The sequence below is a fragment of the Paraburkholderia sp. Ac-20340 genome, from assembly GCF_017104965.1.
Lineage (GTDB): Bacteria > Pseudomonadota > Gammaproteobacteria > Burkholderiales > Burkholderiaceae > Paraburkholderia.
In genome coordinates, this window is record NZ_JAAGPR010000047.1 from 14,231 (window position 1) to 37,694 (window position 23,464).

24 protein-coding genes are annotated in these 23,464 nt (G+C 64.3%); 14 read left to right on the plus strand and 10 right to left on the minus strand.

The window, feature by feature from the left end; all coding sequences use genetic code 11:
* Nucleotides 1-60 precede the first annotated feature (60 nt).
* Both G3N59_RS33845 and G3N59_RS33850 read right to left on the minus strand, forming a co-directional pair.
* Nucleotides 61-255 carry a DUF2905 domain-containing protein gene (locus tag G3N59_RS33845; protein WP_205987189.1) on the minus strand — a complete coding sequence of 65 codons (195 nt, stop codon included), beginning with the start codon at nt 253-255 and terminating at the stop codon, nt 61-63.
* 36 nt (nt 256-291) lie between these two features.
* Nucleotides 292-1,533 carry an SAM-dependent methyltransferase gene (locus G3N59_RS33850; protein WP_205987190.1) on the minus strand — a complete coding sequence of 414 codons (1,242 nt, stop codon included), beginning with the start codon at nt 1,531-1,533 and terminating at the stop codon, nt 292-294.
* Between the two features lie 13 nt (nt 1,534-1,546).
* Here G3N59_RS33850 and G3N59_RS33855 point away from each other — a divergent pair, with 13 nt between their 5' ends.
* The 7 genes from G3N59_RS33855 to G3N59_RS33885 all read left to right on the plus strand — a co-directional run bounded on the left by G3N59_RS33855 (nt 1,547) and on the right by G3N59_RS33885 (nt 9,849).
* Nucleotides 1,547-2,425, plus strand: coding sequence for an SDR family oxidoreductase (locus tag G3N59_RS33855; RefSeq protein WP_205987191.1), 879 nt, complete (start codon nt 1,547-1,549; stop codon nt 2,423-2,425).
* Nucleotides 2,426-2,772: 347 nt separating this feature from the next.
* A complete protein-coding gene (locus G3N59_RS33860; protein WP_205987192.1) occupies nt 2,773-3,168 on the plus strand; it encodes a dihydroneopterin aldolase in 396 nt (131 codons plus the stop codon).
* Nucleotides 3,169-3,171: 3 nt separating this feature from the next.
* Nucleotides 3,172-4,152: a tRNA 2-thiocytidine(32) synthetase TtcA gene (ttcA, locus tag G3N59_RS33865; protein WP_205987193.1), complete on the plus strand. Its 981-nt coding sequence runs from the start codon at nt 3,172-3,174 to the stop codon at nt 4,150-4,152.
* 218 nt (nt 4,153-4,370) lie between these two features.
* Complete coding sequence (gene glmU, locus G3N59_RS33870; RefSeq protein WP_205987194.1) at nt 4,371-5,732, plus strand: bifunctional UDP-N-acetylglucosamine diphosphorylase/glucosamine-1-phosphate N-acetyltransferase GlmU; 1,362 nt, start codon at nt 4,371-4,373, stop codon at nt 5,730-5,732.
* 76 nt (nt 5,733-5,808) lie between these two features.
* The gene (gene glmS / locus G3N59_RS33875; protein ID WP_205987195.1) at nt 5,809-7,629 is read left to right on the plus strand and encodes a glutamine--fructose-6-phosphate transaminase (isomerizing); all 1,821 of its coding nucleotides are present in this window, start codon (nt 5,809-5,811) and stop codon (nt 7,627-7,629) included.
* A 305-nt stretch (nt 7,630-7,934) separates the two neighbouring features.
* The gene (locus G3N59_RS33880; RefSeq protein ID WP_205987196.1) at nt 7,935-9,194 is read left to right on the plus strand and encodes a TPM domain-containing protein; all 1,260 of its coding nucleotides are present in this window, start codon (nt 7,935-7,937) and stop codon (nt 9,192-9,194) included.
* Between the two features lie 40 nt (nt 9,195-9,234).
* The gene (locus G3N59_RS33885) at nt 9,235-9,849 is read left to right on the plus strand and encodes a LemA family protein (protein ID WP_205987197.1); all 615 of its coding nucleotides are present in this window, start codon (nt 9,235-9,237) and stop codon (nt 9,847-9,849) included.
* Between the two features lie 17 nt (nt 9,850-9,866).
* On the opposite strand, the gene G3N59_RS33890 is transcribed toward G3N59_RS33885, so the two are convergent.
* Nucleotides 9,867-10,181: a hypothetical protein gene (locus G3N59_RS33890; protein ID WP_241024726.1), complete on the minus strand. Its 315-nt coding sequence runs from the start codon at nt 10,179-10,181 to the stop codon at nt 9,867-9,869.
* 201 nt (nt 10,182-10,382) lie between these two features.
* On the opposite strand from G3N59_RS33890, the gene G3N59_RS33895 reads away from it, so the two are divergent.
* Together G3N59_RS33895 and G3N59_RS33900 are read left to right on the plus strand one after the other, a co-directional pair.
* On the plus strand, nt 10,383-11,144 hold the full coding sequence (locus G3N59_RS33895) for a Sir2 family NAD-dependent protein deacetylase (protein WP_205987198.1): 762 nt from the start codon (nt 10,383-10,385) through the stop codon (nt 11,142-11,144).
* 88 nt (nt 11,145-11,232) lie between these two features.
* Nucleotides 11,233-11,715, plus strand: a complete 483-nt coding sequence (locus G3N59_RS33900) for a CinA family protein (RefSeq protein WP_205987199.1) — start codon at nt 11,233-11,235, stop codon at nt 11,713-11,715.
* A 431-nt stretch (nt 11,716-12,146) separates the two neighbouring features.
* Here the strand turns inward: G3N59_RS33900 and G3N59_RS33905 are convergent, their stop codons facing one another.
* On the minus strand, nt 12,147-13,100 hold the full coding sequence (locus tag G3N59_RS33905) for a DMT family transporter (protein ID WP_205987200.1): 954 nt from the start codon (nt 13,098-13,100) through the stop codon (nt 12,147-12,149).
* A gap of 359 nt (nt 13,101-13,459) precedes the next feature.
* Between G3N59_RS33905 and G3N59_RS33910 the strand changes: the two genes are divergently transcribed.
* The gene (locus G3N59_RS33910) at nt 13,460-13,681 is read left to right on the plus strand and encodes a hypothetical protein (RefSeq protein ID WP_205987201.1); all 222 of its coding nucleotides are present in this window, start codon (nt 13,460-13,462) and stop codon (nt 13,679-13,681) included.
* A gap of 94 nt (nt 13,682-13,775) precedes the next feature.
* On the opposite strand, the gene G3N59_RS33915 is transcribed toward G3N59_RS33910, so the two are convergent.
* Both G3N59_RS33915 and G3N59_RS33920 read right to left on the minus strand, forming a co-directional pair.
* Entirely contained in the window at nt 13,776-14,057 is a 282-nt protein-coding gene (locus tag G3N59_RS33915; protein WP_205987202.1) for a hypothetical protein, read from the minus strand.
* Nucleotides 14,058-14,133: 76 nt separating this feature from the next.
* A complete protein-coding gene (locus tag G3N59_RS33920) occupies nt 14,134-14,913 on the minus strand; it encodes a Mut7-C RNAse domain-containing protein (protein ID WP_205987203.1) in 780 nt (259 codons plus the stop codon).
* A 120-nt stretch (nt 14,914-15,033) separates the two neighbouring features.
* Between G3N59_RS33920 and G3N59_RS33925 the strand changes: the two genes are divergently transcribed.
* Entirely contained in the window at nt 15,034-15,906 is an 873-nt protein-coding gene (locus G3N59_RS33925; protein ID WP_205987204.1) for an NAD(P)-dependent oxidoreductase, read from the plus strand.
* Nucleotides 15,907-16,085: 179 nt separating this feature from the next.
* The gene (locus G3N59_RS33930; RefSeq protein ID WP_205987205.1) at nt 16,086-16,451 is read left to right on the plus strand and encodes a response regulator; all 366 of its coding nucleotides are present in this window, start codon (nt 16,086-16,088) and stop codon (nt 16,449-16,451) included.
* Between the two features lie 317 nt (nt 16,452-16,768).
* Here the strand turns inward: G3N59_RS33930 and argC are convergent, their stop codons facing one another.
* The 3 genes from argC to G3N59_RS33945 all read right to left on the minus strand — a co-directional run bounded on the left by argC (nt 16,769) and on the right by G3N59_RS33945 (nt 19,382).
* Complete coding sequence (argC, locus tag G3N59_RS33935) at nt 16,769-17,716, minus strand: N-acetyl-gamma-glutamyl-phosphate reductase (protein ID WP_205987206.1); 948 nt, start codon at nt 17,714-17,716, stop codon at nt 16,769-16,771.
* 253 nt (nt 17,717-17,969) lie between these two features.
* On the minus strand, nt 17,970-18,551 hold the full coding sequence (locus G3N59_RS33940) for a flavodoxin family protein (protein WP_205987207.1): 582 nt from the start codon (nt 18,549-18,551) through the stop codon (nt 17,970-17,972).
* Nucleotides 18,552-18,764: 213 nt separating this feature from the next.
* On the minus strand, nt 18,765-19,382 hold the full coding sequence (locus G3N59_RS33945; protein WP_241024728.1) for a YbhB/YbcL family Raf kinase inhibitor-like protein: 618 nt from the start codon (nt 19,380-19,382) through the stop codon (nt 18,765-18,767).
* Between the two features lie 253 nt (nt 19,383-19,635).
* Between G3N59_RS33945 and G3N59_RS33950 the strand changes: the two genes are divergently transcribed.
* Entirely contained in the window at nt 19,636-20,337 is a 702-nt protein-coding gene (locus tag G3N59_RS33950; protein WP_205987208.1) for a response regulator transcription factor, read from the plus strand.
* Between the two features lie 134 nt (nt 20,338-20,471).
* On the opposite strand, the gene G3N59_RS33955 is transcribed toward G3N59_RS33950, so the two are convergent.
* Nucleotides 20,472-21,158, minus strand: coding sequence for an orotate phosphoribosyltransferase (locus G3N59_RS33955; protein WP_205987209.1), 687 nt, complete (start codon nt 21,156-21,158; stop codon nt 20,472-20,474).
* A 424-nt stretch (nt 21,159-21,582) separates the two neighbouring features.
* Between G3N59_RS33955 and G3N59_RS33960 the strand changes: the two genes are divergently transcribed.
* Nucleotides 21,583-22,890 (plus strand): MFS transporter, encoded by a 1,308-nt coding sequence (locus tag G3N59_RS33960; protein WP_205987210.1) that lies wholly within the window; start codon nt 21,583-21,585, stop codon nt 22,888-22,890.
* Nucleotides 22,891-23,464: the final 574 nt, after the last annotated feature.

Consider the following 23,464-nt stretch of genomic DNA (forward strand, 5'->3'; position numbering starts at 1 on the left):
TAGAGAAACGGCGCATGCGTGCAGACGCATGCGCCGTTTTTTATGCGCGATCCTCGCGAATCAGAGCACGCGCACCAGAAAAGACAGCGCCATCGACAACACCAGCGTCGACATGAAGGGCAGCGGATATTCGCGGCCAAAGAGGCGCAGCGTGACGTCGCCGGGCAGGCGGCCGATGCCGAGCTTGCGCAACCACGGCTGCGCGCCCGACAGGATCGCAACGGCGATGAAGGTGGTCAAAAACCAGCGGATCATGGTCGCGCGTCCCGTTTGTGGTTCCGTTTGTGCGGCTTAGAGCGTGTGGCTGCGGTCACCGCGCGCAAACGCGGCGATGGTCGAATCGATGCCGCGCGAGAACGCGATCACCTTGAACAGTTCGCCCATTTCGGCTTCGGAAACCAGCTTCTGCACGGAGGTCGCAGCGGGGATGAAGCGCGCGACGTCGCTCGGATCGATTTCGCTGAGGACTTCGGTGATGCCGGCGTTCATCAGAAAGCGCGCCTGCGAGGTGTAGCCAAGCAGATCCGCGCCGGTTTCCACGCCCGCCTGCGCGATGCCGCTGAATTCGACGTGCGCGGTGATGTCCTGCAAACCGGGATAGAGAAACGGGTCGCCGTGCGCGCGATGGCGATAGTGGCACATCAGCGTGCCCTGCACGCGCTGCGCGTGATAGTACTCGGCTTCCGGGAACCCGTAGTCGATAAAAAACGCCGCGCCGCGCGTGAGCATGGTGCAGACCGTGCGCGTGAAAGCGAGAGCGGCTTCGTGCGTTTCGGTCAGGTAATCGTCGCTGCCTTCCACCGCCGAAAGCGCGCTGCCCGGCACGCTCTGCGCCCAGTCGGCGTCGCGGCCGCTCATGGCGGGGCGGTCGGAAAATACGAAGGCGTTACTGTCATCGCTGCCGCCGCTGTTGCCGCTGTTGTCGATCGCTACGCCGCGCTCGTGCCAGACCGCGTCCTTGCGCGCGAACAGGCGCACCGGCATGGCATCGAGCACCTCGTTGCCAATCACCACGCCTTCGAAACTCGCAGGCAGCGCGTCGAGCCATTGCACGCGATCGAGCAGATGCGGCGCGCACTGCGCGATGGTGTCGCGCTGGCGTTCGCGCAATTCGCCCGAAAGATCGACGATGGCGTAGGAATCGAAGCGCACGCCCAACGCTTCGAGCGCGAGCATCACGCCCGCCGCGAGCCGTCCGGTGCCCGCGCCGAATTCCATCAGCGCGTGCGTGCCGCTGGTCGCGAGCGCTTCGCCCACCGCGCGCGCAAGCGTGGCGGCGAATAGCGGCGACATCTCCGGCGCGGTCACGAAGTCGCTGCCGTCGTCGGCGAGCAGGCCGAATTTGCGCGAGCCGCCGCTGTAATAGCCAAGGCCCGGCGCGTAGAGTGTGCGCTCCATGTAGCGGTCGAAGGGCAGCCAGCCGCCGGCCGCGGCGATCTCCGCGCGCAGGGTTGCGGCGAGCGCCTCGGACTGCGCGAGCGCGATCGGCTCGGGAACAGGTAAACTAGCGGGTTCGTGAGCTTTCGGATTCATCCCGGCATTGTAAATGAGCGCATCTTCCGGCATCGGCGCACCTGATCGAGACTTCGCGCTCGCGAGTTCGGGTGAGGGCAAATCAGCATCCGACCCCGCACGCGTCGTGCTGGTGACGGGCGGCGCGCGCCGCATCGGCCGTGCGTTGTCGGTGGGTTTTGCGGCGCGAGGCTGGGACGTGGCCGTGCATTACGGCGAATCGGCGGATGAAGCCGAGGAAGTCGTCGCCGAAATCCGCGCGATGGGCCGCCGGGCGATTGCCCTGCATGCCGATCTGGCCAACGAAGCGCAGGTTGCGCGGCTCGTGCCGGATTGCACGGCGGCGCTGGGTTTGCCGCGCTGCGTGCTCAACAACGCGTCGCGCTTCGAGGAAGACACGGCGCGCGATGTGGGCTACGCGCGGCTTGCGCATCTGATGGCGATCAACGTCGGCGCGCCGCTCGTGCTCGCGCGCACGCTCTGGGCCGCCACGCCCGCGGCCGCCGAGGAAGACGAAACGCTGCGCACCTGCGTCATCAACGTGCTGGACCAGAAGCTGTACAACATGAACCCGGATTACCTGTCCTACACGCTGACCAAGGCCGCGTTGCAGAACGCGACGGTCGCACTGGCCCAGGCGCTCGCGCCGAAGCTGCGCGTGGTGGGACTCGCGCCCGGTCTGACGCTGCAATCGGGCGACCAGACGCCGGACGGCTTCGCCGCCGCGCATAAGGTGACGCCGCTCAAGCGGGCGTCGCGGCCGAACGACCTGGTCGAAGCCGCGCTGTATCTCGCGCAGGCGGCGGGCGTGACGGGCACGACGCTGGTGGTCGATGGCGGCCAGCATCTGGTGCCGCTGCCGCGCGATGTGATGTTTTTGACCGGTGGTGCGGATCAGGCGCTCGACCACTGAGCGGCCGGACAGAACCGGAACCACTTTACGCCGATCGTGTGAGTTCGCCACGAAACGCAACTAAATGCAGTTACCGCTGCCCCTACCCAAGCGCACGCTCCGCGTGCGGCTGGGCCGGCAGGGGCGGGGCGGCCGGCCAGACCGGTCCAACGGATCACCGCGCAGGCCGGTTTCGATGACATTCAGCGAAACCGGCGGCGCCGGAACGATTGCGCCGGCCCGAACCCATGCACGGGTGCGCCACCTCGCCGCCCATGCGCTTTTGCAAGATCAACCGTATGACCCGCCGGGCGCCCGCGCCCGCGAGACGTGCTGAACCCCGCACGCTTTTATCGACTGGAACGAACATGTCCGCCGTACTCCTGCATCCCCGGCTCGCCGACTGCCGCCGGCTTTTCCTGCGCAACTACGAAGTGCACATCAACATCGGCGTGCATGACTTCGAAAAACGCGGCGAACAGCGCGTCGTCATCAACGTCGATCTGTATGTGCCGCTCGCCTCGACCACGCCGCGCGAAGACAAGCTGCGCGAAGTCGTCGATTACGACTACATGCGCGCGACCGTCGCCGCACGTATCGGCCAGGGCCATATCCATCTGCAGGAAACGCTGGTCGACGAACTCGCCAACGCGCTGCTGCAGCACGAACAGGTGCGCGCGGTGCGCGTGTCGACGGAAAAGCCCGATGTCTATCCGGACTGCGACGCCGTGGGTGTCGAAGTCTTTCGCATCAAGGAGGACTGAGCCATGAACGCACCGGAAACGCTGGACATCGGCCAGAACGAGGCGCAAGCGCCCGAAGAAGGCGGCCGCGTCGCGCTGACGAAGCGCGAGCAGAAGGAAGCCTACGAGAACAACAAGCTGTACAAGCGCATCGTGCGCCAGGTCGGCCAGGCGATCGGCGACTACAACATGATCGAGGACGGCGACAAGGTGATGGTCTGCCTGTCGGGCGGCAAGGACAGCTACGCGATGCTCGACGTGCTGATGCGTCTGCGCGAGCGCGCGCCGATCGACTTCTCGATCGTCGCCGTCAATCTCGACCAGAAGCAGCCGGGCTTCCCGGAGCACATTCTGCCCGCGTATCTCGACGAGATCGGCGTGCCGTATCACATCGAGAATCAGGACACCTACAGCATCGTCAAGCGCCTCGTGCCCGAGGGCAAGACCACGTGTTCGCTGTGCTCGCGTCTGCGCCGCGGCATTCTGTACCGCGTGGCGGGCGAGCTGGGCGCGACCAAGATCGCGCTCGGCCATCATCGCGACGACATCCTGCAGACGCTGCTGCTGAACATGTTCTACGGCGGCAAGCTCAAGGGCATGCCGCCCAAGCTGCAGTCGGACGACGGCAAGAACATCGTGATCCGCCCGCTCGCCTACGTGAAGGAAACCGATCTGGAAAAGTACGCCGAACTGCGCGAATTCCCGATCATTCCGTGCAATCTCTGCGGCAGCCAGCCCAACCTCAAGCGCGCGGAAATGAAGGCGCTGATCCGCGAATGGGACAAGCGTTTCCCGGGCCGCATCGAGAACATGTTCAATGCGCTCGGCAAGGTGGTGCCTTCGCATCTGATGGACGCGTCGCTGTTCGACTTCAAGGGTCTGCGCACGACTGGCGAAGCCGATCCGAACGGCGATATCGCCTTCGACGAAGATCCGTGCTCGACCGAAACGGCCCCGCCGGCCGAAGGCGCGACGATCCAGTTCCGTCCGTTCGACGAGCTGTGACCGGCTGAAGCGCCAAAAAGCGAATCGGACCCCGGGCGGTCAGGATGCAAGGTCATCCTGACCGCTTTTTTACGTCTGCTTTCAAGCCGCTGCGAGGCGTGCAAGGAAGTGTGTAAAAGAGTGTTCTATTCGGCCGACAGAGCCTGCTGGCGGGGCGTTTAAGGCATAGGCCCCATGCTAGAATCGATTGCTTCATTCCCTCTCAAGTCACCGATGCAATGAACATCGTGATCCTCGCGGCAGGCATGGGCAAACGCATGCACTCCGCGCTGCCGAAAGTGCTTCACCCCCTCGCGGGCCAGCCGCTTCTCTCGCACGTCATCCACACCGCACGTTCTCTCGCGCCTACGCGGCTCGTGGTCGTGATCGGCCATGGCGGCGACGCCGTGCGTGCGGCCGTCGGCGCGCCCGACGTCCAGTTCGCCATGCAGGAGCAGCAGCTCGGCACCGGCCATGCGCTGGCGCAGGCGCTGCCGCTGCTCGACCCGTCCGTGCCCACGCTGGTGCTGTACGGCGATGTGCCGCTCACGCGCGCCTCCACGCTCAAACGTCTGACCGACGCGGCCGGCGCGAACGCCTACGGCATCCTCACGGTGACGCTCGACAACCCCACCGGTTACGGGCGCATCGTGCGCGGCGCAACCGGCTCGGTCGTGCGCATCGTCGAGCAGAAAGACGCAAGCGACGACGAACGCCTGATCGACGAGATCAACACCGGCATCATCGTTACGCCGACCGCGCCGCTGGAAGGCTGGCTCAACGCGCTCGGCAACGACAACGCGCAAGGCGAGTACTACCTCACCGATGTGGTCGAATCGGCCATCGCTTCGGGGCACGCCGTCGTCACGGCGCAGCCCGACGAAGAATGGGAAACGCTCGGCGTGAACAGCAAGCAGCAACTCGCGGAACTGGAGCGCGTGTATCAGCGCAACGCCGCCGATTCGCTGCTCGTCGCGGGCGTGACGCTCGCCGATCCGGCGCGTTTCGATCTGCGCGGCTCGATCAGCTGCGGGCGCGATGTGTTCATCGACGTGAACTGCGTGTTCGAAGGCAGCGTGACGCTGGCCGACAACGTGCGCATCGGCCCGAACTGCGTGATCCGCGATGCGGTGATCGGCGCGGGCACGCGTGTGGACGCCTACACGCATATCGAAGGCGCGCAGGTGGGCGAGAACACCGTTCTCGGTCCGTACGCGCGTCTGCGCCCGGGCGCGCAGCTCGCGAACGACGTGCACATCGGCAATTTCGTCGAGGTGAAGAACGCCAACATCGGCGTGGGCTCGAAGGCGAATCACCTGAGCTACGTGGGCGATGCCGATGTCGGCGCGGGCGTGAATATCGGCGCGGGCACCATCACCTGCAACTACGACGGCGCGAACAAGCATCGCACCGTGATCGAGGATCAGGTGTTCGTCGGCTCGGACACGCAGCTGGTCGCGCCGGTGCGCGTGGGCCGCGGCGTGACGATCGCGGCGGGCACGACGGTGTGGAAGGACGTGCCGGAAGGCACGCTCGTCCTCAACGAAAAGACCCAGATCGAAAAAACCGGCTACGTTCGGCCGGTGAAAAAGAAAAGCTGAACGGCAGGACATTTCGGGCGGCATGTGCGCAGTCGTTGCGCGCCGCCCCGCCTCTCATTGCAAAGGATCGAACTCCATGTGCGGCATCGTCGGCGCAGTAGCGCAACGTAATATCGTCCCCGTTCTTATCGAAGGACTGCGGCGACTCGAATACCGCGGCTACGACTCGTGCGGCGTGGCCACCGTCACGGCGCAAGGTCCGCAGCGCGTGCGCAGCGTCTCGCGCGTGGCCGAACTCGACGAACAGGTGCGCGAAGCCCATTTCGAAGGCGTGACCGGTATCGCGCACACGCGCTGGGCCACCCACGGCGCGCCGACCGTCAACAACGCGCACCCGATCTTCTCGCGCGACGCGATGGCGATCGTGCACAACGGCATCATCGAAAACTACGAATCGCTGCGCGAAACGCTGCGCGCGCAGGGCTACGAGTTCGTCTCGCAGACCGACACCGAAGTCATCGCGCACCTGATCCATAGCTGCTACAAGGGCGATCTGTTCGCCGCCGTGCGCGAAGCCGTGCAGCAACTGGCGGGCGCGTATGCGATCGGCGTGGTGCACAAGGATCAGCCGCATGTGGTGGTGGGCGCGCGCGCGGGTTCGCCGCTCGTGGTCGGTTATGGCGAAGGCGAGAACTTCATCGCTTCGGATGCGCTGGCGATCGCGGGCAGCGCGAGCCGCATCAGCTATCTGGAAGAGGGCGACGTCTGCGAGATTTCGCTGGAAGGCGTGCGTATCGCCGACCGCGCGGGCAACATCGTGACGCGTGAAGCGCGCGACGTGCAGGCCTACGGCGGCGCGGTCGATCTCGGCCCGTATCGTCATTACATGCAGAAGGAAATCTTCGAGCAGCCGCGCGCAATCGCCGACACGATTCCCGCCGCCGACGAAGCCTTCGACCCCGTGCTGTTCGGTGACAACGCCGCCGGCGTGTTCAAGGACATCGACAGCATCCTGATCCTCGCTTGCGGTACGAGCTACTACGCCGGCCTCACGGCGAAGTACTGGCTCGAATCGGTCGCGAAGATCCGTACCGATGTCGAAATCGCCAGCGAATACCGTTACCGCGAATCGGTGCCGAACCCGCGTTCGCTGGTCGTGACGATCTCGCAATCGGGCGAAACGGCGGACACGCTCGCCGCGCTCAAGCACGCGCAATCGCTCGGCATGCAGCACACGCTGGCCGTGTGCAACGTGGCGACCAGCGCGATGGTGCGGCTGACCGAATTCAAGTTCCTCACGCACGCGGGCCGCGAAATCGGCGTGGCGTCGACCAAGGCGTTCACGACGCAGCTCGTCGGCCTGTTCATTCTGGCCGTGACACTGGGCAAGCTGCGCGGTCATGTGAACGCTCGGCAGGAAGCCGCTTACCTGAAGCTGCTGCGCCACCTGCCGGCGGCGCTCAATGGCGTGCTGGCACTGGAGCCGCAGATCATCGCGTGGTCGGAAGAGTTCGCGCGCAAGGAAAACGCGCTGTTCCTCGGCCGTGGGCTGCATTACCCGATCGCGCTCGAAGGCGCGCTCAAGCTCAAGGAAATCTCCTACATCCACGCGGAAGCCTATCCGGCGGGCGAACTGAAGCACGGCCCGCTCGCGCTGGTGACGGAGGCCATGCCGGTGGTGACGGTTGCGCCGAACGACGCGTTGCTCGAAAAGCTCAAGTCGAACGTGCAGGAAGTGCGCGCCCGCGGCGGCCAGCTGTACGTGTTCGCCGACGCCGATACGCACATCACGAGCGAAGAGGGCATTCACGTGATCCGCATGCCGGAGCACTACGGTCTGCTCTCGCCGATCCTGCACGTGGTACCGCTGCAGTTGCTCGCGTATCACACGGCCTGCGCGCGTGGCACGGACGTGGACAAGCCGCGTAACCTCGCGAAATCGGTGACGGTCGAATAAGGCTGCTTGAGCCTGATTGAGCCTGATTGAGCCTGATTGAGCCTGATTGAGCCTGATTGAGCCTGATTGAGGCTGCTTGAGACTGTTTGCCGGTTGTGCAGAAAGACGAAGCGTCGGATGAAAATCCGGCGCTTTTTCTTTTGCGCGCACGTTTATATCGCCGCGCAATGCATTGTGCATACAAGATTTTCAGATACGCGCAATTGATGCAGACTTGCGCCAGTTTGTTTTCGTCTGACATTAGCGGCGGCCAGGTAGCAACCAAGGCAGCGGCATCAGGCGAACGAGTTCTGGAGCGACGTCTTATGTATCGATGGGGATGGCTTGCAGCGCTGCTGGTTTGCGCAGGCGTGCACGCGGCGGATGTGGCGGACGCGTCGAGCGTCGACGAAAACGCAACTAACACCAGTAGCACCGAGGTCACCTCGCAGGACGCCACGGCAAGCGCCAACGTCTGCAACCACGCCGATCTGGGCGCCGATCCCAGACCCGCGGTAGACGCGATTGCGCTCAAGCATCCACAAGACCGCGTCACCGACCTGACCGGCGCGCTCTCCGACGCCTGTAAAGCCGATCTCATCGCGCGCCTCGCCAGGCTCGAACAGCGCACTGGCGTGCAGCTCGCCGTGCTGCTCGTGCCTAGCACCGGCAACGACACGATCGAGCAATACGCCACCAAAATCTTCGAGCAATGGCGGCTCGGCCAGCAGATCATCGACAACGGCATGCTGCTGCTGGTCTCGCTGAACGACCGGCACGTGCGCATCGAAGTGGGTTACGGGCTGGAAGGCACGATCACCGATCTGACGGCCAGCCGCATCATCCGTCAGCGCATCGTGCCGGAGTTCAGGATGTGGAATTACGAAGCCGGCGTCAGCGCCGCGGTGGACGATCTGGCGCTGCGCCTGGGCGACACCAGCGCCAGGCCGCCTGCGTTGCCGCTCGTCGAGCATCTCGGCGTCACGCTGTTCTGGACCGTGTTTATCCTCGCCAACCTGGCGTTCGGCACCATCGCGGCCTGGCGCAAGATTCACCTCGGCGTGGCGCTGGGCAGCGCCTACGCGGCGGCGGCGATCGTCGGACTGGGCTGTCTTGCCACCGGCCAGTTCGAACTCGAGCATGGCATCAAGGCGCTGCAAGGCATGCTGATGTTCCCGGCGATCGCCAGTTGGCCGCTCTTCGCGATCGGCTGCGGCCTGTACAACTCGAAGTCCATCCGCAAGTACATGGTGCTTGGGTGCGCTTTGCTGATCGTCTCCGTCGTGACGGGCTGCGTGATGGGCTACGCGTTCAGCGATGTGCTGATGCTGATGTCGCTCCTCTGGACCGCACTCGCGCTGGTCGCCGCCTGGATCGAGCAGGCTATCCGCAGCGCGCGCGGCACCGGCGGCACCCGGTCTTCGTCTGATTCCACTTACATTCCCACGTCCAGTTCCTCTTCGTCGGATTCGGGTTCGGGCTGGTTTTCCAGTTCGAGCTCCGATTCGGGCGGATCGTCCGATTCCGGCTGGTCCGGCGGCGATGGCGGCGACAGTGGCGGTGGCGGCGCGTCCGATAGCTGGTGACGCCGCGTATTTTTCAACTCAACGAACAGGAATGCACACCATGAAGTGGCTTCGCATCGTGCTGGCTTGTCTGATTTTTGCGCCGCTGACGGGCTGCGGCTACAACGCGATCCAGTCATCCGACGAGGACGTGAACGCCGCCTGGTCCGAGGTGCTGAACCAGTATCAGCGCCGCGCCGATCTCGTGCCGAATCTCGCGGCGGCCGTCAAGGGCTACGCCGCGCATGAAGCGAGTGTGCTCACGCAGGTGACCGAGGCGCGCGCCCGCGTCGGCAGCGTGCAGATGACGCCGGAGATGGCGAAGGACCCGAACGCGCTGGCGGCATTCGATGCGCGTCAAGGCGAGCTCACGAGCGCGCTGAGCCGTTTGATGGTGGTATCCGAGAGCTATCCACAACTGAAGGCCGACGGCGTCTTCAGGGACCTCCAGGTGCAGCTGGAGGGCACCGAGAACCGTATCGCGGTCGCGCGGGGTCGCTATATCCGCACGGTGCAGCAGTACAACGTGCAGATCCGGCAGTTTCCCGGCGTGCTGGTGGCGAAGGCGTTCGGCTATCAGCCGCGGCCGAATTTCAGCGTGACGGACGAAGCGGCGATCTCGAAGGCGCCGACGCTGGACTTCACGCCGCAGAAAGCGGGCACGGCTGCGCAGTAGGCAGAAGCGGCGAGCGCTTATTGCTCGTCATCGTCGTCGTGATGATGCTTGTACCAGCCGCGATGATGGCCGTGATCGTGCCAGCGACGGTCGTCGTCGCCTTCGTCGCGGTAGCCGTAGGCATAACCATAGGCGGGCGCCACGTAGGTCACCGGCGCTTCCTGATAGACCACCGGCGGCGGCGCGGCGTAGACAGGCGCGGGCACGCCCAGCATGACGCTGACGTCGGTATGCGCCGACGCCTCGCCGGCCGCGAGCGCACAGGCAAGCGCCGCCATCGACAGCGCCGACGCCCGCAGGGCGCGCTTGAATGTGATTTCCGTGATTCCCATGATGATCCCCTCTGATTGCTTTGATGGGCGGCATCGTAGGCAATGGAATCGTTCAAGGGTGATACGGTCTGCATACGGCTGTAACCGGGTGTAAGCCGCCCAGCGGGCCTCGCGCCCCTGCCGCACGCCGAAGCGCAGCGTCATAATGGCGTCGGTCGAATCGACTCATGACAGCATCCCACCGCTATTCAGGCGCACATTATGCAACTAACCGAACAACAGCGAACCGTCTCCGCGAAGCTGCCACGCCTTTACGTGTTTTCCGGCGCCGGATTGTCTGCAGAAAGCGGCATTTCGACGTTTCGGACCGGCGACGGCATCTGGACGCACACGAGCATCGACGAAGTCTGCAACTACCACACGTGGCGTCGTAACCGGCCTGCGGTGTTCCGCTTCTATAACCAGCGCATCGCCGAATGCGCGGGCGCGACGCCGAACGACGCGCACCGCCTGCTGGCCCGGTGGCAGGACACCTGGGGCACGGAACGTGTGCACCTGATCACGCAAAACATCGACGGTCTGCTGGAAGAAGCGGGCGCGCGCCAGGTCACGCATCTGCACGGCGACATGATTTCGTTGCTCTGCACCGATTGCGATTACCGCTTTCCGACCAGTAGCGCCGGTATGGACGCCAACGCCGCGTGCCCGTCGTGCGGCGTGGTGGAAAGCGTCAAGCCTGGCGTGGTGTTCTTCAACGAAGCCGCGCCCGAATACGAAACGCTCTGGCGTATCCAGCAGGCCATGAGCGACGACGACATTTTTATCGCCATCGGCACGTCGTTCGAGGTGATTCCGCCCGAGCGTCTGCTGCCGCCGTCGCGTTATGGCCGCCACGCGCGCAACGTGCTGGTGGACCCGGCGCCGAGCCGCACGGAATGCTTCGGGGTCATCGAGCCGGAACCGGCGACGGTCGGCCTGCGCAAGCTCGAGCCCGAGATCGAGCGGATGATGGCAGGCGGCTGAGCAAGCCGCGCCGGAACCGCTGAATTAGCCTTGCAGGCGTGCTGGCGCAGTAGCCGCACGCCTTTTTTACGTCCTACGTCTTGAGCAGATGAACATTTCCAGACAGATCGTCGGTTATCTGAAGTCGCGCGAGCTTGTGCTTGCGAGCATCGAAACCTGTACCGCCGGGACGCTGGGCGCGGCGCTCGCGGATTTGCCGGGCGCGTCGGCGTGTCTCGATATCGGCATCGTCGCGCATACGGAGCGCGCGCTGGCGCAGTGGCCGGGTTTGTCGACGGAGTTCGATACAGCCGATGAGGCGTGCGGCAGGAAGCTGGCCGAGGCTTTGCTTGCGCAGCGCGAAGCGCTCGCAAATGTGGCACTGGTCAGTCTCGGGTGGTTCACGGCGGAAGAGGGGAGTCGCGAACCCATCGCGCACGTGTTCGCATGGGCGTGCCGGAATCGCGATGCCGTGGCGAGCGCGAGCGAGACCGTGCTTTTTTCGGGAAGGCGCGCGGAGGTCAGGCGTTCGATCGCACGACGCGCGTTGCTTGGCCTGCCACGTTTCGTCGATTCTGTTCTTGCGCGTTAGCGCGCTGGATCTGCGCGAAGCAGCACGGCGCGTGAGTTATCCATTTGGGTTTACAAGTATTTATATGTAAACGTAATAGTAGTTAACAAGCCCTGGGGCAATCTGTGGATAACAGGGTATTTCTCAATGACATCAATCCACTGCGCGCCGGACAGCCATGCGGACAATTGCTGTATCCAGATTGGGCTTCGAGGATAACTTTTGCCTCGGCCGTCGCAGGGCGGGAGTTATCAAGAACTGATCCACAGTTCGTCCGTGCGGTATTCCCCAGCTTATTCAGAGGTTGGCGTGGATAAGTCCCTCACTACGCCGCACGTATCCACGCTGCTCAAACGCCGGGCAAAAAAATGGCGTCGCCCGCAGGCGACGCCATTTCATTTCGTCTGTGTGCGATCAGCGGCGAAAAATCGCCCCACTGCGTTTTGCTGGTCTCACGCCGATTCAACCGGCTGTTTCGCATCCACCGCGCGGTCTTCGTGACGGCCGAACGAAGCCGGCAGCAACTGACAAGCCAGTAACCCCGCGAGCATCAGCGCGCAGCCCACGAGCGCGCGTGTCGATAGCGTTTCGCCCAGCGCGGCCCAGCCTGCGATGGCCGCGAACACGCCTTCCATGCTGAAGATCACCGCAGCGTGCGCGGGCGCCGCATCGCGCTGCGCGACCACCTGAATCGTGTAGCCGACGCCCACGGAAAGCGCGCCGCCGTAAAGAATCGCGGGCGCGGCGCGTTCGATATCGGCCAGCCGCAGCGGTTCGAAGCCAATCGCGATCGCGAGGCACGCCACGCCGCAGGCGACAAACTGCACGATCGACAGCGCGAGCGGATCGTGGCGCGGCGCGTAGTGACCCACGAGCATCACCTGGATCGAAATCACGATCGCGCAGCCGAGCTGATACCAGTCGCCGTACATGATCGAAAAGTGCTCGTTGATGCTCAGGAGATAGAGACCGGCGGCAGCCAGCGCGGCGCCGATCCACGTGCCGGGACCGGTGCGATGGCGCAGCAGCACGCCGAGCATCGGCACGATAACGACATAAAGCGAGCTGATGAAGCCCGCATTGGCGATTTTCGTGTAGCGCAGGCCGACTTGCTGCAGCGAAATCGCCACCGAAAGCACGAGGCCGAGCACCACGCCGTCGCGAATCAGGGCGGCGTCGAAGCCGTGCCCAGACGCAGCTTTCGCTGTGTTTCTCACTCCGCGCCGCGTGGCGAATACGAACGCTGACACGATGCCCGCGCCCAGCAAAAAGCGCAGGCCGGTGAAAAGGAACGGGCCGATGGCGTCGAGGCTCAGCCGCTGGGCAACGAAAGCCGAGCCCCAGATGATGGCGGCCAGCAGCATCAGCAGATTGGCGCGCAGGTGTTGGCGGGAAGACAATTTCAAGGAAGTCAGACCGGATAGAAACGGCAACGGCAAAAATCGGGGTAATGCAGGATTGCGCGGCAGGTTTGCGTGATCGTCGTGCGATTCGCGCGAAATCGGGTGAAATCGAGCGAATCCGAGGCAAAAATGCGGGATCTGCGGGGCGAACAACCGTGCGGATTCCCGATCGTATCCGAATTGAAAGCCGGTTGTCTCCCGGAAAATACACCAGTCCGATTGCGGATGACAAAGCGCCTACGCTGCGTGATACTGCTTCGCGCGAAACGGCTGCCCAGATCGGCCAGCGGACCTTTTCGCGACTTCTCGCTTATTCAATTCACAACGTGCCGGTCATATTTGTCAGGTTTGGGGAACAACAGATGAACAAGATTCTCGCCTCGCTTATCGCAGCATCCGTCGCACTGATTTCGGTTCAGGCCATGGCTCAGGACGCATCGGGCGCAGCCGCGACCGCTCCGGCAGCCAGCGCACCGGCCAAGGCCAAGAAGCAGCACAAGAAGCTCAAGCACCACGGCAAGCGCGCTCCGGTTTCGGACGCAGCTTCGGCCGCCGGCACGAACGACAAGGGCATGCAGAACTAAAGCGCGCCTGCGCCTCGTTTCGCGAGACGCAAAGAAAAAAGCCAGAGCGAAGCAATTCGCTCTGGCTTTTTTTATCCCTTATCGAGGGCGCCGATCAGGCGTCTTTCGCGAGGCCCGCTTTCAGCAACTCGGTCAGCAGGCCGGTCAGGCCTTCCGGGTGGCTTTCCGCGCGCGTCTTGAGCTGCGCGACCAGATCGGCGTTCAGCTTGCAGGCGAACGGCACGAGGCCCGCAGCCTGGTCGAGCTTGCGCTGTTCGCGACGATCGAGTTCAGCGGGCGTCGAGCTTTTGCCGAAGCGGTCGGGGCCGGCTTTGTGGGTTGCTTGCATCAGCTTCAGCGCCTTGTTTTTCTCAAGGTCGAACTTCTTCATGGCCATGGATTCGGCTCCGGTATTTGGGCAGTGGCGCGCATTGTACGCAAACGCCCGCCCGCGTCCATCGAAGTGATTGGGGTCAGGGTGAAGCGTTGCCGTCTTCAGGCGCTTGCGTGGCGTTGGCGCCCGATACATCGTCGATCAGCGTGCGCATGCGGCGCCAGTGCGTGCCTTCCCAGAACACGCGCGCGCAGACATCGCAAGTCACGAAGCGCGTATGCCGTTCGAACACGCCTGCCGGCACGCGCGTTTGCACGTCTTCGCGCGCGATGCGGTGCAGCGGCGCGTTGCAGGTCAGGCATAGCCGGAAGGGGCGCACGCTGGCCGCCAGATCGAGCCGCTCGAACAGTTCGTCGAGTTGCGCGCGCGGCTTGATCGCGCGCACGTAGCAGCCGTGCGTGATGGTGCGCCGCTTGAGCAGTTCGCGGTCGCGCGTGAGCACGATGCGATGTTCGGCCGCGGCGATCGACTCGATGGCTTCGTCGGAGAAATGGTTGTCGTATAGCGTGTCGAAACCGGCGAGCCGCAGCAGTTGCGCGACGCCGCCTAAGTGCGCATCGGCGATAAAGCGCAGTTCGCGCAGCGGGTTCGTGCGCACGCGCAGCAGCGGCCGGATGTCGAGCGCCTCGAACTTCGGATACACGGCGACGCGGTCGCCATCCGCGAGCGGATGCTCGAAACCCACCGATTCGCCGTTCACGAGGATCAGCTCGACCTCGGTGTGCGGCACGCCCAGCGCCTCGATCATGTGCTTGGTCGTGGCGTTCGCCGCGCACGCGCAGCTGAACGCGCGGCGACGCTGCGCCCGCGCGAGAAAGTCGTTCAGCTCCTCGTAGAAGCGAAAAGTGGCGGTGACCATGCAAAGCAGTATGGCACTGCGCGACTGCCCGTGACACGCCACGGCTGCGGCAGCTCCGGCTCGACTGCAGAGGTCGCCGCACTATGCTTTACTTCGAGGTCTCACTTTCTGGAGCATGTGATGGATATCGGTTTTATCGGCTTGGGCGAAATGGGCGGCGCGATGGTCGCCAATCTGCTGAAGGCGGGCCATACGGTGCGCGTGTGGAACCGCTCGCCCGAGAAGGCGCAGGCGCTGGCCGCGGCTGGTGCGCGCGTCGTTGCGACGCCCGCCGAAGCTTTTGCGGGCGATGCCGTGCTGTCCATGCTCGCCGACGATACGGCGCTGCGCGTCGTGATCGACGCCACGCTGCTCGAACACGCGCCGCGCGGCCTCGTGCACGTGAACATGGCGACGATTTCAGTGGCGCTGGCCGAAACGCTCGCGCGCGAGCACGCCGAACGCGGTCTGCATTACGTGGCCGCGCCGGTGCTCGGACGCCCCGACGTGGCGGCGGCGGGCAAGCTCACGATAGTCGCGGCGGGCGCTGCCGAAGCGATCGATCGCGTGCAGCCGCTCCTCGACGCCATCGGCCAGAAAACCTGGCGGATCGGCGCGCTGCCGCAGCAGGCCAACGTGATGAAGCTCGCGGCGAATTTCATGCTGGCTTCGGCGGTGGAGACGCTGGGCGAGGCGTCGGCGCTGCTCGGCGGCCACGGCGTAGCGATGCGCGACTTCCTCGACGTGATTACGGGCGGCATCTTTCCGGGTCCGGTTTATGCGGGATATGGCGGCATGATCGCCGAAGATCGCTACGAACCGGCGCTTTTTAAGGCGCGTCTGGGCCTGAAGGATGTGCGGCTCGCACTGGCCGCCGCCGAGGCGGTATCGACGCCGTTGCCCGTCGCCAGCGTGGTGCGCGACAGCCTGATCGAAGCCATCGCCCACGGCGACGGCGAACGCGATTTCGCCGTGCTCGGCAAGGTCGCCGCGCGTCGAGCGGGCCGCGGTTAAGCGGCTCCCGGTGAATTCGAGCGAATCAGGGCGCAAGCGCGGGACTTCTGCGCGCGCGTTCTGGTCAAATTCTTCAGACGACCGCGTGCTGACGCACGCTGGCCAGCCGGGCGGTCGTCGACAATCTGAACACCTTGCCGCGCAATGCGTGCGCGGCTACAGCAGGAAGGGAGACGGCGATGGACACGCGCATCCTGATCGCCGACGATGACGAAAAATCGCTGGCAGGTCTCAGCAACTTGCTGGCCGATCTGCAATACGCGACCGCCATCGCCACCACGTTCGCCGATGCCACCGAAGCCGCCACGCGCTTCGTGCCGGACGTGCTGCTGGTCGCGCTGTCACTCGCGCCAAACGACGATTTCGCCACGCTCGCGCGCGATCTGCGCGCAGCCTGCGGCGCACGCAGCCCGATGCTGATCGCTTTGAGCGGATGGGGCGAATCGCAGCACCGCGACGAAGCGCTGGCCGCAGGCTTCGACGTTCATCTGGTGCGCCCGGTGGGGCTCGATCAACTGACCTTCATTCTTTCGATGGTGGCGTGACGCTCTCTCCGGCCGGGACTCTCATTCAGTCCGACATCCATCGGGGTAATCCTGATCGCCATTTCGTTGTTTTTACGAGACAACAAGGGTGCGTACTACTTTACATGTTGCGACGCACCAAGTAGTCCGCTACAATGGTTCTTGTCTCCTCCATGTCTCCTCTGATATGGATTCAGCCCGCCTACCATTGGCGGGCTTTTTTTCGTCTGTACGATCCGCATGCCTGCTCGCGGCGCCACACCGGCGCGGCGCACAAAGAAAAAGCCCGACACTTTGCAGTGCCGGGCTTTTTGGTATTCGCGACGCTTCTGGCGGCGTCAGGCCTTCAGCCCCGTGTCTTCCGCCGCGCCAATCGCCAGATTCATACACTGGACCGCGGCGCCCGATGCGCCCTTGCCCAGGTTGTCCAGGCGCGCAACCGTCACGAACTGCTCTTCGTTGCCGAACACGAACAGGTCGACGCGGTTCGTGTCGTTGTTGGCCTGCACGTCGAACGCGTTGTTGTCGAGGTTGGCCTCGGCGTTGAACGGCATCACGCGCACGAACTGCTCGCCCGCGTAGTACTCGGCGAACAGCGCCACGACGTCTTCAGGCTTCGTCGCGCGCGTGAGCTGCGACGGCGTGAAATAGGTCGTGACCGCGAGGCCCTTGTAGAACGGGCCGACGATCGGCGTGAACACGGGCGGGCTCTTGAGGCCGCCGTGGAAGGCCATTTCCGGCAGATGCTTGTGCTTGAGGCCGAGCGCGTAAGGGCGCGGGCTCATCAGCTTCGGGTTACCGCCCGCTTCGTACTCGGCGATCATCGACTTGCCGCCGCCGCTATAGCCGGTCAGCGAGTAGCTGTGTGCGGCGAATTCGGGCGCGACAAGGCCGGCTTCGACGAGCGGGCGCATTGCCAGCACAAACGCCGAGGCGTGGCAGCCCGGCACCGCGATGCGCTTCGCGTTACGAACCTTCTCGCGCTGCGCCTTGGTGAGTTCCGGCAGGCCGTAGGCCCAGTCTGCGTGGGTGCGGAACGCCGTGCTGGCGTCGATCAGGACCGTGCGGTCGTTCTCGACGAGCGATGCCGATTCGCGCGAAGCGACGTCCGGCAGGCACAGGAACGTGACGTCCGACGCGTTGATGAGACGACGGCGTTCCTCGACGTCCTTGCGCTTCGCCTCGTCGATCCGCAGGATCTCGACGTCGGCGCGCTGCGACAGGTATTCGAAAATCTTCAGGCCGGTCGTGCCTTCCTGTCCGTCGACAAAAACTTTCGTGCTCATCTCGCTTCCTCTGAAACGCGGGGATTGCGGGCGCCGCCCGCCGCACAGGGAAAATGTGCGGCGATCACCGATACGGCGCGGGAACGGTATTTTAAGACCGTATGCCGCCACACGTGTGACGCGTGCGGGAAAAAAATCGGGCTTACCCTGGTGGCGGCCGCTACCGCTGGCCGTTCGGATAAGACCCGGCGCGCCGCGTGCGGTTCGGGGCGCAAACACGCGTGAGGCGTTCGCGCCCGCGACTCAAGACCCATCAGGCCTCGGCTGAGCGCCCGGCCAGCCAGCGCGCCGTGACGGCCGCAACGCGCGCGCCGAAGGCCTTCGCGGTAGCGAGATCGCCGGGAGGCGGCGCTTCTTCGGGCGTGGCATCGGCGGGCGACTGGGCGAGCAGGCCGGTGAAGCCGCCCACGAAGTTCAGATCGTTGCGCGTCGCGGCCTTGGTGTTCGACGGCATCATGCCGGTGCCCGTCCAGATCATGCTGTGCTGCATCGCCAGCGTGACGAAGTACTGGATCGTCGAGAACTTGTCGCCGTTCATGGTCGCCGAGTTGGTGAAGCCCGCGGCGATCTTGTCTTTCCACTTCTGCGTAAACCAGGCTTTCGAGCTGGCATCGGCGAACTTCTTGAAGTCGGCGGACGGGCCGCCCATGTAGGTCGGCGCGCCGAACACGATGGCGTCGGCGGCATCGAGCGCGGCCCAGCCGGCATCGTCGATGTCGGCGACGGCGAGCAGGGTCGCCTGCGCGCCCGCATCCTGCAGACCGGTGAACACGGCTTCGGCGAGCTTCTTCGTGTGGCCGTAGCCACTGTGATACGCAACGACGATTCGGGACATGAGGCACTCCAGTTGCAGGTCGGATGAAAGGACGCAGCGGCAGGCTGGCTGCGCCTGACATGGTAGCCGCTGTCGTGCGCACTTTTCCTGACAGATGCGCAGGTGCGTCGAGATGACAGTATTTCGTTCGCCGATGTAATGCGACCGGCGTTTATGTCGATTGCAAACGTGTTGCCTGAACGTGTCGCTTGAACGTGTCGCGTAAGACCCGCCTCAGCGGCCGTAAGTCACCGTGAGTTTCGCACTGCCGAGCGTGGCGTCTTCGATTTCGTGGTCGAACATCGTCGCTGGGCGGCCCGGTGCGAGCGCGAGTTTGTCCACCTTGAGCGCGTAGACGGTAACGATATAGCGATGCGGTTTGCCAGCCGGCGGACACGGGCCGCCATAGCCGTCACCGGCGAAGTCGTTGCGCGCCTCGATCGCGCCCATCTTGCCGATCGCGCCCGACGCGCTCGCGTTCTCGGGCAGCGTCTTCACGTGTGCCGGAATATCCGCGACGGCCCAATGCCACCAGCCGCGGCTCGACGCATCGGGATCGAAGATTGTCACGGCGTAACTGCGCGTGCCGGCCGGCGCATTGCGCCAGGTCAATTGCGGCGATCGATTGCCGCCTTTGCAGCTCTCCTGATTAAACACCTGCGCGGCAGCGACCTCGCCGCCGTCGTGAAAGTTCGCGCTGCCGATCGCAAAGGCATCCTGCGCATGGGCGGCCAGCGGCATCGATGCAAAGGTCAGCAGGGCAGCGGCCACGATGCTGCGCGTTCGTGTCCTGGCAGTAGAACCGTTGTGTGCTTGCGCTGTACGATAGAGCATCATGTTGGCAGCTCGCATTGCACCGTTCTCCTGAGTGTTTGTTAAAGATGTCTAACATACTTCTGACGGCGAGCGCCGATTTGTGCGCCAGATCGGATATCGTTCAATATATCGGTAATAAAAGGATAAGTTCTGGGCATATAGCGGCGGTGCGGACGAGGAAATCGGCTATAGTCGCGAGCTTTCCTCAGTACGTGGAAATGCGGGGTTCCGGGGATGCACGGGGCGATCAAAAATCAACGACGAGCAGGACTGTCTCCACGGAGGGGTGATGCAGCAGCAGCCAATCAGGGTCGTAGTCGCGGACGATCATCCGGTGATCTTGTTCGGCGCGGAGCATGCGCTTCTGAAGTTTCCGGGCATTCAGGTGGTCGCTCGCGCTCGTCAGTCCACCGAACTGATCAAGGCGCTGCAGTCGACGCCCTGCGATGTGCTCGTGACGGATCTCGCGATGCCAGGCGGACAATACGGCGATGGCTTGCCGCTAATCGGTTATCTGCGCCGCAATTTTCCGGACGTTCCCATCGTAGTCCTGACGATGCTCGAGAATGCCGCGTTGCTGAAACGTCTCGGCGAACTGGGCGTGATTGCCGTCGTCCACAAATCCGACGATCTCAGTCATATCGGCCTGGCGGTGCAGCACGTGAGCCGCAATCTCGAATACATGAGTCCGCAGGTGAAGCTCGCGCTCGAATCGCTGCGGATCAATAGCGGCGGCAAGAACGACGAAGTGATTCTCTCGAAGCGCGAACTCGAAGTCGTGCGGCTGTTCGTGTCGGGTATGACGATCAAGGAAATTTCCGAGAAGCTCAACCGCAGCATCAAGACGATCAGCACGCAGAAGAACACGGCGATGCGCAAGCTCGGTCTCGATCGCGATTCGGAACTGTTCCAGTACGCGCAGAGCAACGGTCTGCTCAATCTCTCTTCGCATGCGCCCGACGAAGGGCTGGGCAGCGAAGTGACGCCATAAGTTTTAACGCCAGGGTCTCGGCGCTCAAGCGCCGGGACATCGGCGCATAAAGAAAAAGGCCATCTGCCTGTGCGGCAGATGGCCTTTTTGCTGTATCGGCGAGCCACGCGATGCGTCGCCCGCCGTTCGCATACTTACTGCGGTGCGGAGGTCGCGCCGCCGTGCGCCGCCGACCATTCGGCCGGTGCGTGCAGGAACTTCTCGACTTCGTCGAGCGTCTTCGTTTCGAAGTAGCCCGACTGCTTGGCGACGCGCAACACGTCCCACCACGTAGCCAGTGCGTGCAGGTCGACGTCGATGTCCTTCAGGACCGAAACGCTTTCCTTGAAGATGTTGTAGTGGAACAGCACGAAGCAATGGTTCACTTCCGCGCCTGCGGTACGCAGCGCGTTGATGAAGTTGATCTTGCTGCGGCTGTCCGTGGTCAGGTCTTCGACGAGCAGGACGCGCTGGCCTTCGGTGAGCAGACCTTCGATCTGCGCATTGCGGCCGAAACCCTTCGGCTTCTTGCGCACGTACTGCATCGGCACCATCAGGCGGTCCGAGAGCCATGCCGCGAACGGGATGCCCGCGGTTTCGCCGCCGGCGACGGCATCGATCTGTTCGTAGCCGACGTCGCGCAGGATCGTCGCTTCGGCCATTTCCATCAGGCCGCGGCGCACGCGCGGGTACGAGATCAGCTTGCGGCAGTCGATATAGACCGGGCTCGCCCAGCCGGAAGTGAAGATGAAGGGCTTTTCGGCATTGAAGTGCACGGCCTTCACTTCGAGCAGCATTTTCGCGGTTGCGTCCGAGATCGTCTGGCGATCGTAGCCTGTCATGGGCGAATCCTTGGATATGAGTGCGGAGGAGGGTGGGCGCTGGGCCCGGTGGCGCTGGCACGGCGAGTCCGGATGTGGTGCATCGGAACCCACGGTGCGCGGTCTGGATGGCGTCGATTGTCTGAGGTTTGGCTTTGGCCTGGCTTCAAACGACCCGCTCGGTCCGGACGGCTTCTCTTGCGCGCGTAGGCCGGTATTTTACCCGACTTGACGGTTGCCGACGAGTCGCGCTGACAGCGCCGCGCGTGAAACGGGTTAGCGCTTTGTAGGGCGCGATCGGAGCGGGTGAATCGGCGTCGATCGGGCGTCGATCGGGCGGCGATCCGGCGGTCATGCTGCGCTGATCCGGTTGTGGGCGATTTATCGCGCCAGTAAACTCTCGCCGGTTTTCGTCGGGCTCGCGCCCCAGCACAGGATTTTCGCCATGTCTCCAGGTTCCCACTCCGCTCCGCCGCCCGATGACGCGCCTGCCGATACCGCCTTCGCGCCCGCCGCGATCGCGCATCCGGGCAGCGCCGCGTCCCCGCGCGGTCATGCCGTGCGCGCGCTCGTCGCCTCCGTGCTCGGCTACGCGATGGACGGCTTCGATCTGCTGATGCTCGGCTTCATGCTGCCCGCCATCGGCGCGGATCTGCATCTGAGCGGCGCGCAGGCCGGTTCGCTCGTCACCTGGACGCTGGTGGGCGCGGTGGCGGGTGGCATCGTGTTCGGCCTGCTGTCCGACCGTTTCGGGCGCGTGCGCGTGCTGACCTGGACGATCCTGCTGTTCGCCGTGTTCACGGGGCTGTGCGCCCTGTCGCGCGGATACACCGATCTGCTCGTCTACCGCACGATCGCCGGGATTGGTCTGGGCGGCGAGTTCGGCATCGGCATGGCGCTGGTGGCCGAAGCCTGGCCGGCGCGCCTGCGCGCGCGGGCCTCGTCGTATGTCGGGCTGGGCTGGCAGGCGGGCGTGCTCGCGGCGGCCCTGCTCACGCCGATGCTGCTGCCCTTGATCGGCTGGCGCGGCATGTTTGCGGTGGGTCTGCTGCCGGCCGTGGCGTCGTTTTTCGTGCGGCGGCAAGTGGAAGAGCCGGAACTGTTCGTCGCGCATCGCGAGCGCGCCGCGCAGGCCGCGCCGCAGGACAAGCCGCGCGCACTGCGCCTGCTGGTCGCCGATGGCCGTACTGCGCGTGCGAGTCTCGGTGTGGCGGTGCTGTGTTCGGTGCAGAACTTCGGCTATTACGGGCTGATGATCTGGCTGCCCGCGTATCTGTCGAAATCCTTCGGCTATTCGCTGACGAAATCCGGCCTATGGACGGCGGCGACCGTGGCGGGCATGGCGTGCGGCATCTGGCTGTTCGGCGTGGCTGCGGACCGCTTCGGCCGCCGCCCCGCATTTCTGGTGTATCAGGTGGGCGCCGTGGTGATGGTGTTCGTCTACGCGCATCTGAGCACGCCGTTCGCGCTGCTCATCGGCGGCGCGGCGATGGGCGTGTTCGTCAACGGCATGATCGGCGGTTATGGCGCGCTGATTTCCGAGCTTTATCCGACCGCCGCGCGCGCGACCGCGCAGAACGTGCTGTTCAACATCGGCCGGGCGGTGGGCGGTTTCGGGCCGCTTGCCGTGGGTGCGCTGGCCGCGCGGTATTCCTTCACCGCAGCGCTCGGCATGCTGGCCGCGATCTACGTGCTCGACATCCTCGCCACGCTGTTTCTGATCCCCGAACGGCGCGGCGCCGCGCTCGAATAAGCGCATATCGGCGTCAATCGGTGTCAATCGGCATCACGCGGCGTACGGAACGCGGTGTGTTCCACGCGCAAAGGTGCGGCGCAACGCCGCACTGCATGGCAAGTCAATCCGCATGGTGTGCCGCAAACGCGCAACAAGGCTGCCACGACGGCGCAACAATCCTGCGAAAAGTGTCCGGCGCGTCGCGCAATGCGGCGCGCCGCCCGTGTCGCGAACCGCATGCATCCTGATCTGGCGATCCGATAAAAGCGTCGTACGGCGCCGAAATGTCCCCTACGCCCCGCCCGCAGGGCGTCTGCGCGCGCCAAGCCGCACGCCGCGGCGACCTTCATCCCGGCGCAATGCCATCCAGCACAAATCTCCGGTATCAGTCTTTGACCCAAGTAGTCTCGAACATCGCCAGGTGTACACTAATTGCCCCGCTTTTTTGCCGGTGCCGTTTCGTCCATGAACCGGTCCGTCGCCGCTGCCGTACACGTTGAGCGCGAGTCGAGCAAATCGGCGGGACTGTGAACACAACGCGGTCACAACGCGAACATAAACATTCCTCTCTCGTCTCTCACGTCTGGCAGGC